13 protein-coding genes and 1 riboswitch are annotated in these 13,391 nt (G+C 53.0%); all 13 genes read right to left on the bottom strand.

The genetic code is table 11. The features are described from left to right. Nucleotides 1–101: 101 nt before the first annotated feature. Nucleotides 102–644: a transcription antitermination factor NusB gene (gene nusB / locus KIH26_RS07895; RefSeq protein ID WP_213443891.1), complete on the bottom strand. Its 543-nt coding sequence runs from the start codon at nucleotides 642–644 to the stop codon at nucleotides 102–104. Nucleotides 645–666: 22 nt separating this feature from the next. After that, the gene (gene ribH / locus KIH26_RS07890) at nucleotides 667–1,137 is read right to left on the bottom strand and encodes a 6,7-dimethyl-8-ribityllumazine synthase (protein ID WP_213443890.1); all 471 of its coding nucleotides are present in this window, start codon (nucleotides 1,135–1,137) and stop codon (nucleotides 667–669) included. A 167-nt stretch (nucleotides 1,138–1,304) separates the two neighbouring features. Next, entirely contained in the window at nucleotides 1,305–2,450 is a 1,146-nt protein-coding gene (gene ribBA, locus KIH26_RS07885) for a bifunctional 3,4-dihydroxy-2-butanone-4-phosphate synthase/GTP cyclohydrolase II (RefSeq protein WP_213443889.1), read from the bottom strand. A gap of 43 nt (nucleotides 2,451–2,493) precedes the next feature. Continuing rightward, entirely contained in the window at nucleotides 2,494–3,141 is a 648-nt protein-coding gene (locus KIH26_RS07880; RefSeq protein ID WP_213443888.1) for a riboflavin synthase, read from the bottom strand. A 75-nt stretch (nucleotides 3,142–3,216) separates the two neighbouring features. Beyond that, the gene (gene ribD / locus KIH26_RS07875; protein ID WP_213444781.1) at nucleotides 3,217–4,407 is read right to left on the bottom strand and encodes a bifunctional diaminohydroxyphosphoribosylaminopyrimidine deaminase/5-amino-6-(5-phosphoribosylamino)uracil reductase RibD; all 1,191 of its coding nucleotides are present in this window, start codon (nucleotides 4,405–4,407) and stop codon (nucleotides 3,217–3,219) included. A gap of 42 nt (nucleotides 4,408–4,449) precedes the next feature. Continuing rightward, nucleotides 4,450–4,896 (bottom strand): type IV pilin protein, encoded by a 447-nt coding sequence (locus KIH26_RS07870; RefSeq protein WP_213443887.1) that lies wholly within the window; start codon nucleotides 4,894–4,896, stop codon nucleotides 4,450–4,452. 36 nt (nucleotides 4,897–4,932) lie between these two features. After that, complete coding sequence (locus tag KIH26_RS07865) at nucleotides 4,933–8,634, bottom strand: pilus assembly protein (protein ID WP_213443886.1); 3,702 nt, start codon at nucleotides 8,632–8,634, stop codon at nucleotides 4,933–4,935. 29 nt (nucleotides 8,635–8,663) lie between these two features. Beyond that, complete coding sequence (locus tag KIH26_RS07860) at nucleotides 8,664–9,212, bottom strand: pilus assembly PilX family protein (protein ID WP_213443885.1); 549 nt, start codon at nucleotides 9,210–9,212, stop codon at nucleotides 8,664–8,666. Between the two features lie 10 nt (nucleotides 9,213–9,222). Beyond that, entirely contained in the window at nucleotides 9,223–10,188 is a 966-nt protein-coding gene (locus tag KIH26_RS07855; RefSeq protein WP_213443884.1) for a PilW family protein, read from the bottom strand. Then, nucleotides 10,185–10,757 (bottom strand): type IV pilus modification protein PilV, encoded by a 573-nt coding sequence (pilV, locus tag KIH26_RS07850; RefSeq protein WP_213443883.1) that lies wholly within the window; start codon nucleotides 10,755–10,757, stop codon nucleotides 10,185–10,187. Before pilV ends, KIH26_RS07855 begins: the two co-directional genes overlap by 4 nt. A gap of 10 nt (nucleotides 10,758–10,767) precedes the next feature. Beyond that, entirely contained in the window at nucleotides 10,768–11,337 is a 570-nt protein-coding gene (locus KIH26_RS07845) for a GspH/FimT family pseudopilin (RefSeq protein ID WP_213443882.1), read from the bottom strand. Nucleotides 11,338–11,426: 89 nt separating this feature from the next. Further along, complete coding sequence (gene nrdR, locus KIH26_RS07840; protein WP_213443880.1) at nucleotides 11,427–11,876, bottom strand: transcriptional regulator NrdR; 450 nt, start codon at nucleotides 11,874–11,876, stop codon at nucleotides 11,427–11,429. Nucleotides 11,877–11,984: 108 nt separating this feature from the next. Next, nucleotides 11,985–13,229 carry a serine hydroxymethyltransferase gene (gene glyA / locus KIH26_RS07835; protein ID WP_213443879.1) on the bottom strand — a complete coding sequence of 415 codons (1,245 nt, stop codon included), beginning with the start codon at nucleotides 13,227–13,229 and terminating at the stop codon, nucleotides 11,985–11,987. 38 nt (nucleotides 13,230–13,267) lie between these two features. Beyond that, nucleotides 13,268–13,382, bottom strand: a riboswitch (ZMP/ZTP riboswitch). Nucleotides 13,383–13,391 lie beyond the last annotated feature (9 nt).

The following is a 13,391-nucleotide window of genomic DNA, read 5'->3' as shown; positions in this document are numbered from 1 at the left end:
AAAAAACGCAAAAATCGCAGAAAAATCCTAAGTGCATTTTTTGCGGCTTCTGCGTATTTTTGCGCCTTTTGCGTTCTCCTGTTGGAATTGCCAAGCAATTTTCACGACGAAAGTTCTTTAGCTGCAGCAGCATCCGCCGCCACTTCCATCGCCCTCAGCTGCGGTGCAAGCTTGTTCAAAATGCCGTTGATGTATTTGAAGCCATCCGTGCCGCCGAAAGCCTTGGCTTGTTCGATGTATTCGTTGATGATCACGCGCCAAGGCACATCCAGGCAATGCTGGAATTCATAGGCACCCATCCACATGATCACATGCTCGATCGGCGAGATTTCAGCCCAGGGGCGATCCAAGTGCGGCTCGATCATGGCGTCATAAGCTTGGCTCGATTCAATGCAGCCGCGAAACAGCGCATCGAAATGCACAGAATCCGCTTTCGAGAAGCCTTGCAAGTTACGTGTGAACTCGTCGATCTCGTCAATGCTTTGCTGGCCGACCAGATGCTGATACAAACCCTGCACAGCGAACTCACGTGCGCGAGTGCGTGCTGCGCGCATCGCTGTTTTGGTGATGAATTCTTTGCGCTTTGCTATCGATTTGCTAGCTGCTTGCGCAGGTTTCTTGCCGGCTACAGACTCATTTTGCATATAAATTCTTCTTTAAGGCGATTCAAGCCAACTCATTGAGTAAATTAGCCATTTCCACGGCAACTCGAGCCGCGTCACGACCCTTATCGATTTGACGAGCAACAGCTTGCTCCATGTTTTCTACCGTGAGGATAGCGTTCGCTATCGGCAGTTTGTAATCGAGGCCCACGCGCGTCACAGCAGAGCCGGACTCGTTAGCCACGAGTTCAAAGTGATAGGTCTCGCCACGAATGATGCAGCCCAAAGCAATCAGCGCATCGTATTGATCTTTCTCTGCCAAAGCTTGCAGCGTCACAGGGACTTCCAAAGCGCCGGGCACTTTGAACACATCAATGTGCTTGGACTGCACGCCCAGCTTGGCCAGCTCATCTAAGCAAGCGGTGGCCAGCGCATTCGTCACGCTTTCATTGAAGCGCGCCTGCACGATACCGATATAGAGCTTGCGGCCATCGAGGAGAGAGTCTTGGGCTTTGCCTTTGTCTGCACCGAACATTTTTTTCCTTTGAATTTGAGATTTTTTCAGTCTATAGAGGAGAACGCGAAAGACGCAAAATAAACGCAAAGGATGCAGAAGAGCTGAAGACAAAAAGGATGCTTTTGCGTCTTCTGCATTTATTCTGCGTCTTTTGCGTTCCTTTCTTGCCTAGTTATCAGCTTTGATCATTGGTTAGCGATGTAGCCAGCAATCTCCACCCCATAGCCCGCCATACTAGGCATGCGGCGTGGTTTGCCCATGAGCATCATGCGGCGCACGCCAATGTCGCGCAGGATTTGCACGCCGATGCCGTAGGTGCGCAGATCCATGCGGCCACGCTCGGGCGCTTGCGCAGGACGGGCTTGGCCTTCAAATTGAGATAAGAGTTGATCAGCGCTCTCTCCCGCATTGAGCAACACAGCCACGCCTTTGCCCTGCGCTTGCAGGTATTTCAAGCTTTCTTGCAAGCTCCAGCTGTGGATGTGGCTCTTGGTTTGCAATGCATCCAGCACAGAAAGCGGCTCATGCACGCGTGCAGGGATCGCGTCGGCTTCACTCCAGTAGCCTTTCACCAGCGCCAAATGCACGCCTTGGCTGGGTTTGTCTTTGAAAGCAATCGCTTTGAATTCGCCAAACGCGGTTTGCATGGTTTTTTCGCCGATGCGTTCAACCAAACTCTCGGTGCGGCTTCTGTACTCGATCAAATCTGCAATCGTGCCGATTTTGAGGCCATGCTCAGCCGCAAAAGTTTGCAGATCAGGCATGCGCGCCATCGTGCCATCGTCTTTCATGATCTCGCAAATCACGGCGCTGGGCATGCAGCCTGCAAGTGCAGCTAAATCACAACCCGCTTCCGTGTGGCCAGCGCGCATGAGCACGCCGCCATCTTGCGCAGATAAGGGGAAAATATGGCCAGGCTGCACGAGATCGCTTGCCTTGGCGGTTTTGCTCACGGCGGCTTGCACCGTGCGGGCGCGGTCTGCGGCGGAGATGCCGGTCGTCACGCCTTCAGCAGCTTCGATGGAGACGGTAAAGGCTGTGCTCATCTTGGTGCCGTTTTTTACAGCCATCGGAGGCAGACCCAAGAATTCGCAGCGTTCTTTCGTGAGGGTGAGGCAGATCAAGCCACGGCCATACTTGGCCATGAAGTTGATGGCTTCTGGTGTGATGTGTTCGGCGGCGATCAGTAAATCACCTTCGTTTTCGCGGTCTTCATCGTCGCTCACGATCACCATGCGCCCAGCGCGCAACTGGGCGATGATGTCTTCAATTGGCGAGATGCCAACGGTGCTGCTGGCGCTGCTGGAAGTGGAGGCGAGGGCAGTGGTCATGATGTTCTCTTTACTATAAATTTAATAGCACTTTGCGCAGATTCTATGCCGGCGAAGTGCCGTTTTTGCTTAAATTTTCTAAGCTCAGCATGCGTTCGACATATCTGGCAACGGTATCAATCTCTAGGTTCACAGGCGAACCAGTTTGCAGGCTGCCGAGTGCGGTGTTTTCTACAGTGTGTGGAATGAGATTGATGCTGATCTCGCAGCCTGCTGAGATATCTGTCACCGAATTCACAGTGAGACTCACGCCGTTCACGGTGATCGAGCCTTTGTAGGCGAGGTACTTGGCCAAGGTTTGGGGTGCTGTCACACGCAGCTCCCAGCTTTCACCCGTTTGCGCAAAGAAGCTCACATGCCCCACGCCATCCACATGGCCGCTCACGATGTGGCCGCCTAGCCTGTCGTTGGCTCGCAGGGCTTTTTCTAAGTTGATGGCGCCTTCCGTATCCAAACCAGCCGTCTTGGAAAGTGATTCCTGCGAGATATCAATCGTGAATTGATTGGCGGCGGTATCCAGCGTGGTGACGGTCATGCAAGCGCCATTGAGCGCAATGCTGTCACCCAGTCCAACGTCTTGTAAGTAACCCTGCGGCGGCGCGATGGTGAGTCGCTTGCCGTGTTGCAAAGAGCTGCCGAGGCTGTGGATAGCGACGATGCGCCCCACGCCGGTGATGATTCCGGTAAACATAAGCGTATTTTCGCAGGGTTTGCCCGGATTAGCGCGGGCAGGGAGATCTAAAGCCGCGAAAGCGACTGATGTAGACTAAAACGTATCACGTCCGCGAACGCGAGCCACGATCCGTAGGTCTTTGCTACCTTCTTCGCCAACTAAATCGACGGATTGGTAAACCAAATCTTGAGCCGCAGGCAGGGCAGACAAGCCAGAGAGCTCCGGTAAATTCGCTAATCCCATGCCCGCGCCGAGTAACTTCGGCGCAAGATAAACAAGCAACTCATCCACTAAGCCTGCCTTGAGCAGGGAACCATTGAGCTTGAAGCCTGCTTCCACATGCAGCTCATTGATCTCTTGATTCACCGCCAAATCGCTCATCATCGCCTTGAGATCGACTTTCCCCGAACTGGCTTCAGGCATATAAATCAGCTTGGCTCCAAGTACCTCTAAAGCCTTGATTTTTTCATCATTTTGGCTTGCATGATAGATAAAACCTGCGCGAGGTGCTATCAAATCAATAGTTTCTTGTGCATATGCTGCGCTAGCCGCGCCGCGCTGCCCAATTGTTTTGAGCAGCTTCGCATCGAGCGGAATATCTAGTTGACTATCCACCAACACAAAATGCGGCTGCCGAGGCGCTGCAATCCTGCCTTCAGGCGAATCGAGCAGGGCGCGCACATTCAATTGCGGATCATCTGCCAGCACCGTGCCAATCCCTGTTAGCACTGCGCATGAGCGCGCGCGCCATGCTTGCCCATCATTGCGTGCAGCTTCCCCTGTGATCCACTGACTTTGCCCATTAGAGAGCGCTGTCACCCCATCCAGCGAAGAAGCCACCTTCATCCGCACCCAAGGCACACGCCGAATCATCCGGCTGAAAAACCCAATGTTCAGCTCCCGTGAGGCAATAGCATCCGGGTGATCGGTAGGCAGCACTTCCACCTCAATCCCCGCATCCCGCAGCTGCTGCACACCTTTACCCGCCACCAGCGGATTAGGATCCAGAATGGCTATCACCACCTTACCCACCCCAGCCGCAATCAAAGCCGAAGTACAAGGCGGCGTCCGACCATGATGCGCGCAAGGCTCCAAGCTCACATGAACCATCGCCCCGCGAACATCAACACCCTGCGCAGCCGCAGCACGCAAAGCCATGATCTCAGCGTGAGGTCCACCGCGGGGTTGGGTTTGGCCAATGACAAGCTGACTCAAGGACTCAATGCGGCAAGTCACGCACGGATTGGGGCTTGTCACGCAGATCAACAAGGCTAGTTCAATCAGTAGTCAATCAAAACGACCAGAAGGCGAATTTGGACAGCGAGCTTAGCGCCAGCAGCCCGCCACAACAGCAGGCGTATTTGCGCCCACTTGGTTCAGGCGCTGGCCACGTGAATTCAAGATAAATGAGCCACACCTGTCGTTGGCCTGCGAGCCTGTAGAAGAAACCTGCGCTGTAACAGTAAAGCTTGAGGTCGTGTCGCTGGTGACATTCACGCTGTAGATCGCATTGGCGGCAGCAACATCCCGTGGCAGCGTGATGGTTCCGTTGGGCAGAGTTGTGGGAAAAACATCATTGGCGGAATAAGCGCGGCGCATAAACTGGCTGGCTTCCAGCACAACTGCCGAAGCCTCGGCTCGACGCGCCCGAGCTGAGTATTCTGTGTAAGCTGGGTAGGCGATAGCCGCGAGGATGCCAACGATAGCCACAACAATCATGAGCTCGATTAACGTAAAACCTTGCGAAGCGCGTAAATCTATTTTGGATTGCATGAGTGCCTTGGAAGTAGATGCAAATTAATGATGATATTAAGGTATTCTTGGCGGCGACAACAATTGTTGCCACGTCCGTCTGAAGCTGTTGCAAGGCCCAGTCGAGGTCAAGCCGACGGAGCCAGGACCAGTTCCGATCAAAGTGCCTGAAGCTGAGCTGCTGTTGCAGCCTGCCGTACTGCCACCAGCAGTCGCCACGCTTTCTGTTGATGGGCCAACTCGCTCTGAGACGATCACGCTGTTTCGAGGAAAACCAAATGTATTGAGTACGCTATAGCCATCACCCGTGCCATCGCCATTCACATCAAAGCCACTACCTAATCCACGATCTCGCCCACCAACATCGGCGTTACCGCCAGTAGCAGCATCCAATAGCAGCGTGTAAGAACGAACTTCAGATGAAATGGGGCAAGTTTCACCTGCTGTAGGCGAGGGTGGTACCACACTTGAAATTAGCACGGCTTCGTTGAAATTATCCACGTTGGAGAGGTTGCGCAGGCCATTCTCTACTGAAAGATTCAGATACCAGCCTCCTTGCGTAGCGTAGGTCACTGGGTTGGTGGATACTCGGAAGAACGATGCAGAAGTTGATGTATTTCCTGCCAACAAAAAGCTCGTCGTACCTACCACAGAGCTGATGGTTTGTACTTGCAGGCTAGCTGCGCTCACTGGCACTGAAAATGAGCCCACCTGGTTACCGCCAAAAGGCGTTTTATCGTAAATACCATAAACAGTTTGCACGGATGTGCTGGTTTGATCGGCGTTAGTGACGAGCCTGCCCGTAGCAGCCACGACAAGCGTGCCATCACCAAACTGCCGCCAGGCTGGTGCGCCCGTAATCGGTTTGCTTGACCCTGCGTTGAACAAGGCTTGACCGCCAGAAAAGGCCAAAGTTGCCCCGCCAACGACGGTAGAGCGAAGATCAAACTTCCACACATTTCCATAGGTATCGCCTGCATACGCACCGATCACCACGCGGCCTGCATTGCGTACCAAAGTTACGCCAGTCAGCGCGTTGGGTGTGCCTACAGAGCCCACATTAGTGGATATTTCTTGGATCAATGCACCTGTGAGGGCATCCACAATGAACAGGCTGGCCACACCAGAGCTGCTGTAGTAGCCGTTGCCAAAGATAGCAACCCAGCGGCCATTGGGCAAGTAGCCACTGGTCACATCATTCATTACGTACCCCAGATTCGAAAAGCCAGATTGGCTGCTATCAATTTCCCAAAGCACGCTGTTGGCTGTCATGGCGGGTACTGTATAAGTGCCGCTCATGGTGGTGGCAGTGGGTATGGAGAGGGCATACACAAATTTGCCTCCGCGCCCGCCCGAGCCATAAACCACTTGCTTCCAAGAGGAGTTGCTTGCGTCGTAAATATCGCCTTCGTTCAGTGGGCCATCCAACACGTACTGGTGTACATAGGGATCGGTGGCAAACGCCCTCATTTTGCTTAGAGCATTTCGAGGAATGAAAGCCATGGTTTCTGTGCCTGATTTGGGATTCAAGATGTGCAACATGCCATCATTGCTTGGAGTAAAGAGCAATCCCTCTTTGCTGGCACTGCGTTTGCCCGCCAAATAGCTTGAATAGGCGCTAGCGCCGGGCACTGTACTGGCCTCATAGCCCATCTTCAATTCACCACGAATGAGTTCAGGCGGTGAGTTAATCACCGTGCCAAAGAGCACAGCACGCTGACGAAACAGGCGGCCGCTCACCGAATCGATACCACCAGGCTGGCCGCGAAGATAGTTCACAAATGCCTGATCAGCTCCTGCGCCCATAGCAGTGCGTACATCTAAAGGTAAAGAGGCGAAGGCTGTCGACAGATTTACAGAACCAGATGAAGAGCTCGTCACGATGTTGCGCTCACTCCATGCTGGAATCTCTCTGCTTGCAACCCAAGTAGGGGTTCCTGGTGTTAGCACCTTTCCCGTTGGGGAAAGTACATAAGCTTCGATGTCACCCGTTGAGTCTCCAGTCGAGTACGACGGAACATACTTGAGTCCACCAGCTGACAAAGAGCCTTGTGTGTTCGCGCCACTGACCGCAACACCTGCATCAGAGCCAGTGCCGGAAGTCGATCGCTCAATCACATCTTTGACAGCATCCCTGACTTCGCCTGCTGTGAGCACTGAGTAAGATTTGCCTCTTCCTGTGTAGGCAGCATGAATATAGTCGTTGATGATATTAACCGTGCTGACAGTAGGATCGCCCCAATTGAGAGTAGAAGAAATACCATTCAGATAATTGGATGCGTAAGCATCGACATCTGCAAGGGAGACGCTGCCGCGAATGCCGTAACCAATAGTGTAGAACGAGAGATGCTGCCAAAAAGCAGGATTCAGATTTCTAATGGGTGGCACATTATTTGTAAGATCAGGCCGCAAATCTTGAATCCAATACCGCATTGCTGTATCTGCCATTGTGTTGGCAACAGAATCCGGATACGCAACATACCCCGCTCGCGCTGCCGCTGACACTTGATAGGTAAAGGTCAGACCTGTTACTGGATTCACGTGTGTCGTGCTTGCCAGACCAGTGAAATCCCCGTTATCAATATTTAGGACTGGGGTTGCAGCCCCGTTGTATGCACCATCGGAAAACATCATGGCAGTATTTCTGCGGCAGCTCAAATGAGTGGTGTTGCTACCGATAATAGGCTGGGCAGACCAAGGGCCTGTATCGCTTGCGTCAGCAAAATACTGCCCCGCTGCCTCAAGCATTCCTCGGCTTGGCGTTCCGTTGTATGCAGTTTGCGCATAGAGCCAAGCGAAGAAGTCGGATCGCTCCGTACGATATCCAATCGCGAGCCCCGGATCATCGACAAACGGGCGTACCCCACGTTTGATATGGCCTGCAGCATCGGGTGTCTCGCCACCAGCCCCTGCCGTTCTGATGCCATTCATGCGACCCCAACCGAGTCTGAATCGATTGATGAAATCAGGCGATAAAAATGCTTGCCCAATCGAGGTTTTCGTAGCCTCCATACGAGTGGAGTAATATTGATGCCAATTTAGTGCATTTTGACGCTCCTCTGCCCAACTGCATCGCGTGGCGAAAGTTGTGCAATCCGTTCGAGCAGCCGCCTTCGCCACATAAGTTGCTGTGGCGAATGTCGGGCTGAATCCTGGCGGCGGAATGCTATAAGTTGCCGTAGCGGAATTGCAAATAGTCGGTTGTACTGTATCCCACTGGGTACATAATGTAAAAGTAAAAGTGTTGTTAAATGTGCCAGTGGGCACACCGTAGGCGCCACCTAAAGAAGATGTGCAGTTACCAGTTATACATGCATCTAGTTCGTAGTAGAAAATCGCTGTCGGGTTAATTGTCCCTCCCCAACCGACCGCGACAGCGTCTGCCTGATCTACCCAAGCGACAGTGGCAGCCAGTGCGCTCGCTTCTGTTGCTGCAGGCATGAATGTACCGTCAGCATTGGGCCGAGGTGTGTAGCGCACCGCTGGGTTGTACCAAAGTTTGTTTGCATCTGGAGAGCGATACGCATCAATCCGCGCAATGGTTGGAGTAAATGTATTCGCATAGCCATCTGGCGTATGCCGCCACTTCATCGACCCCGAGTTGTCTAGAAGAAACATGAGGTTGGGTTTGGCCGTACCGGCAATCGAGAGCAGAGGTTGCTGTGCAATCTGCGCTTGAGAAATAGCGCCCACGAATGTCAACCAAAGCACGAGCGCACTTTTGAGGATTCGCTTGATAAAAGTTGAATGTGCAAGCATGGAGATACCTAAGAATCAATGAGCAAAAACTAATTCGCTAAGATGGATTGCACCCAAGCCTCGGAACCAATGGTCACGCCGTTCGCTGAGTTGAGTACTGCATCGTTACCGAAGCCGCGCGCGGTCACTACGAAGCCTCGGATGGCGCCGTTGTTGACCCTTTCGATCACACACTGCGGAGCAGTTTTAAAGCGCACAGCATTTGTTTCGCCGGACAATGCGAAAGAGTTGGTCACGCTGATGTAATTGGCTGAATTTGTCCAAGTGGTCGTTACGTTCCATACCCCAGATGTGATAACGCCAGTGACTGTATTTGGTCTGATTTTTGCGCGATCAGCCGCATAGAAAGGGTTCGTCTCTTGCACTGCAACAGTTTCACAATACCGCAGAGCCAGCTCTGCTGCTTGCTGGGCGACCGATGAAACGCGAAAGTTGTTAGAAACTTGCTCGGTAATGGTGGAGTTACGCATGGTAATCACACCTACTAGGCTCATGATACCGACCAGCATCAAGACAACTACCAACACAACCCCCGACTGCTGAGCGGCGTGATGAAACTTTGGATGAACGTGGTGCATGGAATACGTCCTAAAGTTGGTCGAGTTTGTTTTTGAGCATGATCGTTGTGGTGTAGGCGCGTCGCGCTCGGCCATCGGTGATTGTTTGCGCCGTATTACTACAATCAAAATACTGATTGGTAGCAGTATCTGTGACGTTGGCGAACCGCTCGCTGGCGTCTGTGCTGCGTATCACGATGCACACCCGCGCTGAAACGACTCGTTTCCATCGGGTGTCAAGTGACTCTGAGGCGAAAGTGGTATCGATCGCTTGGGCACTCATATATGCACTTGTTACTGTGCCAGTGGACGTGTTTGCAACACCATATGTGATTTGCATGGCCTCAATGCCTTCCATCACCGGAGAAATTGTGCCGAATGTGTTGGTGCCTGTTGCGCCGGCGCAGTAAAGCTCAGGGCCTCCGCTGGGCGTGCCAGCTGTACGAACAAAGTAACGGTTTTCTGAAAGCCGATAGGCTCCAGGAACCATTGCACCAGGGACTGTGCTAGTTGCTGATGAAGGGGTGCTTTGCGATATACCCTCTCCCACGCAGTTGGTTGGCACGTTTGCACCGGTAGGAATAGTGTTGTTGACAGTTGCTTCGTAGCGTATGACTAAGGAGTCCGGTGTCGCGGTTGTGTTGTTGCAAGTCAATGAGTTGAATGCTGCGGTGGATGCGCTGCTAAAACCACCGGTACAACCTCTAATGCCAGATCCATCGAAGTTTTTTCGAATGGAGTAGGTGGTTGAGCCTACGATTTGGCTGTATCCAGCAAGCCGGATTTGTTGCTGCAGTAGCCCGAGTGTGATAGCCGCCGTTTCATTCATCTGCGAATTGGCTTCGGCAACACGCGAGGCTTGTACTGTGCTGACGTAGGTAGCGCTTGCCGCAGCAATGATCAACAGGCCGAGTACCAGCCCGATCATGAGCTCTATCAATGTCAGGCCAGCTTGTCGTCGCAGGTTACGAACCTGAACTTGTGATCGGTGACTCATAGCGACACTCGGAAATACATGCAGCGAACGGAGCTAGGTGCCGCCGCCGCCGCAGGGCAGAGGTAAACATTGCTGAGCCCGAAACTATCGGTGGATTCGGCCTCTGCCCACATGATCCAAATGTCCATCGTACGAATACCGCCAGCATTTGGAAAAGTGTTAACAAAAGCTGTGCCACCGGGAAGGCGTCGTCTTAATGTGTTGCGCCATTGCGCTTTGTCTAAGGTAGCCATTGTCACTGGAAGGCACGCATCGGTGCTTGCATTTGTACAGCCCGATTCGGTAACCGCAGCAGAGGGGTAAGCATAGGTATCAATCAATTCGTACTGGTTACTGTCAAAGCCAATCAGATTGGCACGTGCACGATCCACGTAGTCGGATACAAGCAAGTTGGAGGTGCTTCGAATTTGAGCGAGTTTATTATTTGCGGCGGAGACTGCAGCCAACCCGGCCATGCCGAGCAGGCCAACAGTGAGCAGCAAGATTGACACCAATACTTCAATTAAGGAAGCACCTGACTGGCCAGAACGGTAGGAAACGAGGTGATGTGTGGTTAGAAGTTGCTTCATGCTGTGCTGCCTAACCTTGCCCGCCTGCTTGGCAGTCCGCTTGTTCTGCGACCAGCCGGGTACGCCCTGAAAAACTGATGCACAAGCCTCTTTTGTGGACGCCACCATTGTCCCAGTTGAACGTTAGACCCTGTGCGCCTTGACCGTTACGCAATGTACCCGCTGGCGTGAACTGAATTTCGGTAAAATTGGATGAGCTGATTGTGTCGATTGCAGTGAGATTCTGTTGAACCCAAATTGTTGTGTCGTTGGCAGTTAACGAGCTGCTATTGTCATTATCGACATACACAATCCAACCAGTAGCCCACAGACGGCCTCCACCGGCAGTGCAAGTCGTGCCGTTTGTGGTTCGACACATGAATGCTGAGCGCCCCCGCTTAACGGCTTCGGATCTGGCCAACTTCATGCTGGAGGTGAATGTGTTCACAGCATTGCTCAACTGCCATCGAGCGACAAAACTTACCATGGACGGTGCTGCCAGAGTGGTGACGATAGCAAGAATGGCGATAGTCACCATCAGCTCAATCAAGGTGAAGCCTTGTGCGAGCTTGGCAGGTTTTACTTTTGTTCGTGAAAACATGATTTGAGTTTAGGTTATCCAAAGTTTGAGGTGAATTCGAAGCCGATTGATGGTGGTTCAGTATGGATAAATGGTAAAAAAATCGAGTCCTATTTTCTTACTTCATCCACCAGCGCCCGAAACTCGTCGATATCTTCAAAACTGCGGTAAACACTGGCGAAGCGGATGTAGGCGACTTTGTCGAGGCGTTTGAGTTCGCGCATGACGAGTTCGCCGATGCGGCTGCTTTGGACTTCTCGGGTGGGGCTACTCAAGAGTTTTTCTTCGATGCGCTCGATGGCGCTGTCGATTTGTTCAGTGCTGACGGGGCGTTTACGCAGTGCGAGGGTGAAGCTTGCGCGAAGCTTGGTTGTTTCATAGTCGATTCGGCGGCCGTCTTTTTTGACGACGGCTGGGAAGTTGACTTCGGGGCGCTCGTAAGTGGTGAAGCGCTTGTCGCATTTGCCGCATTGACGGCGACGGCGAATGGAATCCGCATCCTCGGAGATGCGGGTTTCAACAACTTGGGTGTCAGGGTGAGAGCAAAACGGGCAGCGCATGCTCTATTTTAGAGCGTTTTTAATGCCTTTTTGGGCTCTCGCCGGCATGGAATCTGCGCGGAGTGCTACTGTATTTGTAGTAATTGCACTCGGCGCAGAGGAGGAAAATTAGCCGTAAACCGGGAAACGGCTGGTCAACGCGACGACTTTGGCGCGCACGGCTTCGATATTGGCCGCGTCACGTGGGTTGTCGAGCACGTCGGCTATCAAATTCGCTGTGAAACGGGCTTCTTCGTCTTTGAAGCCGCGTGTCGTCATGGCTGGCGTGCCAACGCGGATACCGCTGGTGACCATTGGTTTTTCTGGGTCGTTGGGGATGCCGTTTTTGTTGATGGTCATGTAGGCATCGCCCAAAATGGCTTCGGCTTCTTTGCCGGTGATGTTTTTGTTGCGCAAGTCAACCAGCATCACGTGGCTTTCTGTGCGGCCGCTCACGATGCGCAGACCGCGTTGCACCAAGGTTTCAGCCACGATTTGGGCGTTTTTCACGACTTGCTGCTGATAAACCTTGAAGCTTGGGTCGAGTGCTTCTTTGAACGCGATGGCTTTGGCAGCGATGACGTGCATCAGCGGGCCGCCTTGCAGGCCGGGAAAGACGGCGCTATTAATGGCTTTTTCGTGCTCAGCCTTCATCAAAATGATGCCGCCGCGCGGGCCACGCAGGCTCTTGTGGGTGGTGGAGGTGACGACATCGGCATGCGGCACCGGATTGGGGTACACGCCGGCGGCAATCAAACCAGCGTAATGCGCCATATCGACCATGAAGATTGCGCCGACGGCTTTGGCCACTTTGGCGAAGCGCTCGAAATCAATTTTGAGGGCATAAGCCGATGCGCCGGCGATGATGAGCTTAGGCTTTTTCTCGTGTGCGAGGCGTTCCATCGCGTCGTAATCAATTTCTTCTTTGGCGTTCAGGCCGTAGGAGACGACGTCGAACCACTTGCCGCTCATATTAAGAGGCATGCCGTGGGTCAGATGCCCGCCTTCGGCTAAGCTCATGCCCATGATGGTGTCGCCGGGCTTGAGGAAGGCGAGGAAGACTGCCTGGTTGGCCGATGCGCCGCAATGCGGCTGCACGTTCGCGCAATCTGCGCCGAAGAGTTGTTTGACGCGGTTAATCGCCAAGGTTTCGGCCACATCGACGTTGACGCAGCCACCGTAGTAGCGCTTGCCGGGGTAGCCTTCGGCATATTTATTCGTGAGTTGTGTGCCTTGCGCGGCCATGACGGCAGGGGAGGCGTAGTTTTCGCTGGCAATCAGCTCAATGTGATGCTCTTGGCGTGCGTTTTCAGCCTGAATAGCTGAAAACAATTCGGGGTCGGTTTGTTCGATGAGGATGGATCGGTTGAACATGATGGCAGTTCTGAAGATTTCAGTGATCCCGCAGATAAGCGGGCTGCCCAGGCGAACGGCTGAACACAAAGGCTATGAGCTTTTGCGGTACGCTTCCCAGTGGTGTCCCACGTCAGCAGAGGGTTCTGCCTATCGCCAGTCGCGCACAGTAGAAGTTTATCA

The sequence above is a fragment of the Variovorax sp. PCZ-1 genome (assembly GCF_018413605.1).
In the GTDB taxonomy this organism is placed as follows: domain Bacteria; phylum Pseudomonadota; class Gammaproteobacteria; order Burkholderiales; family Burkholderiaceae_C; genus JANMDU01.
The sequence above is the reverse complement of the archived record's forward strand: the minus strand, read 5'-3'. Positions and strand labels throughout refer to the sequence as shown.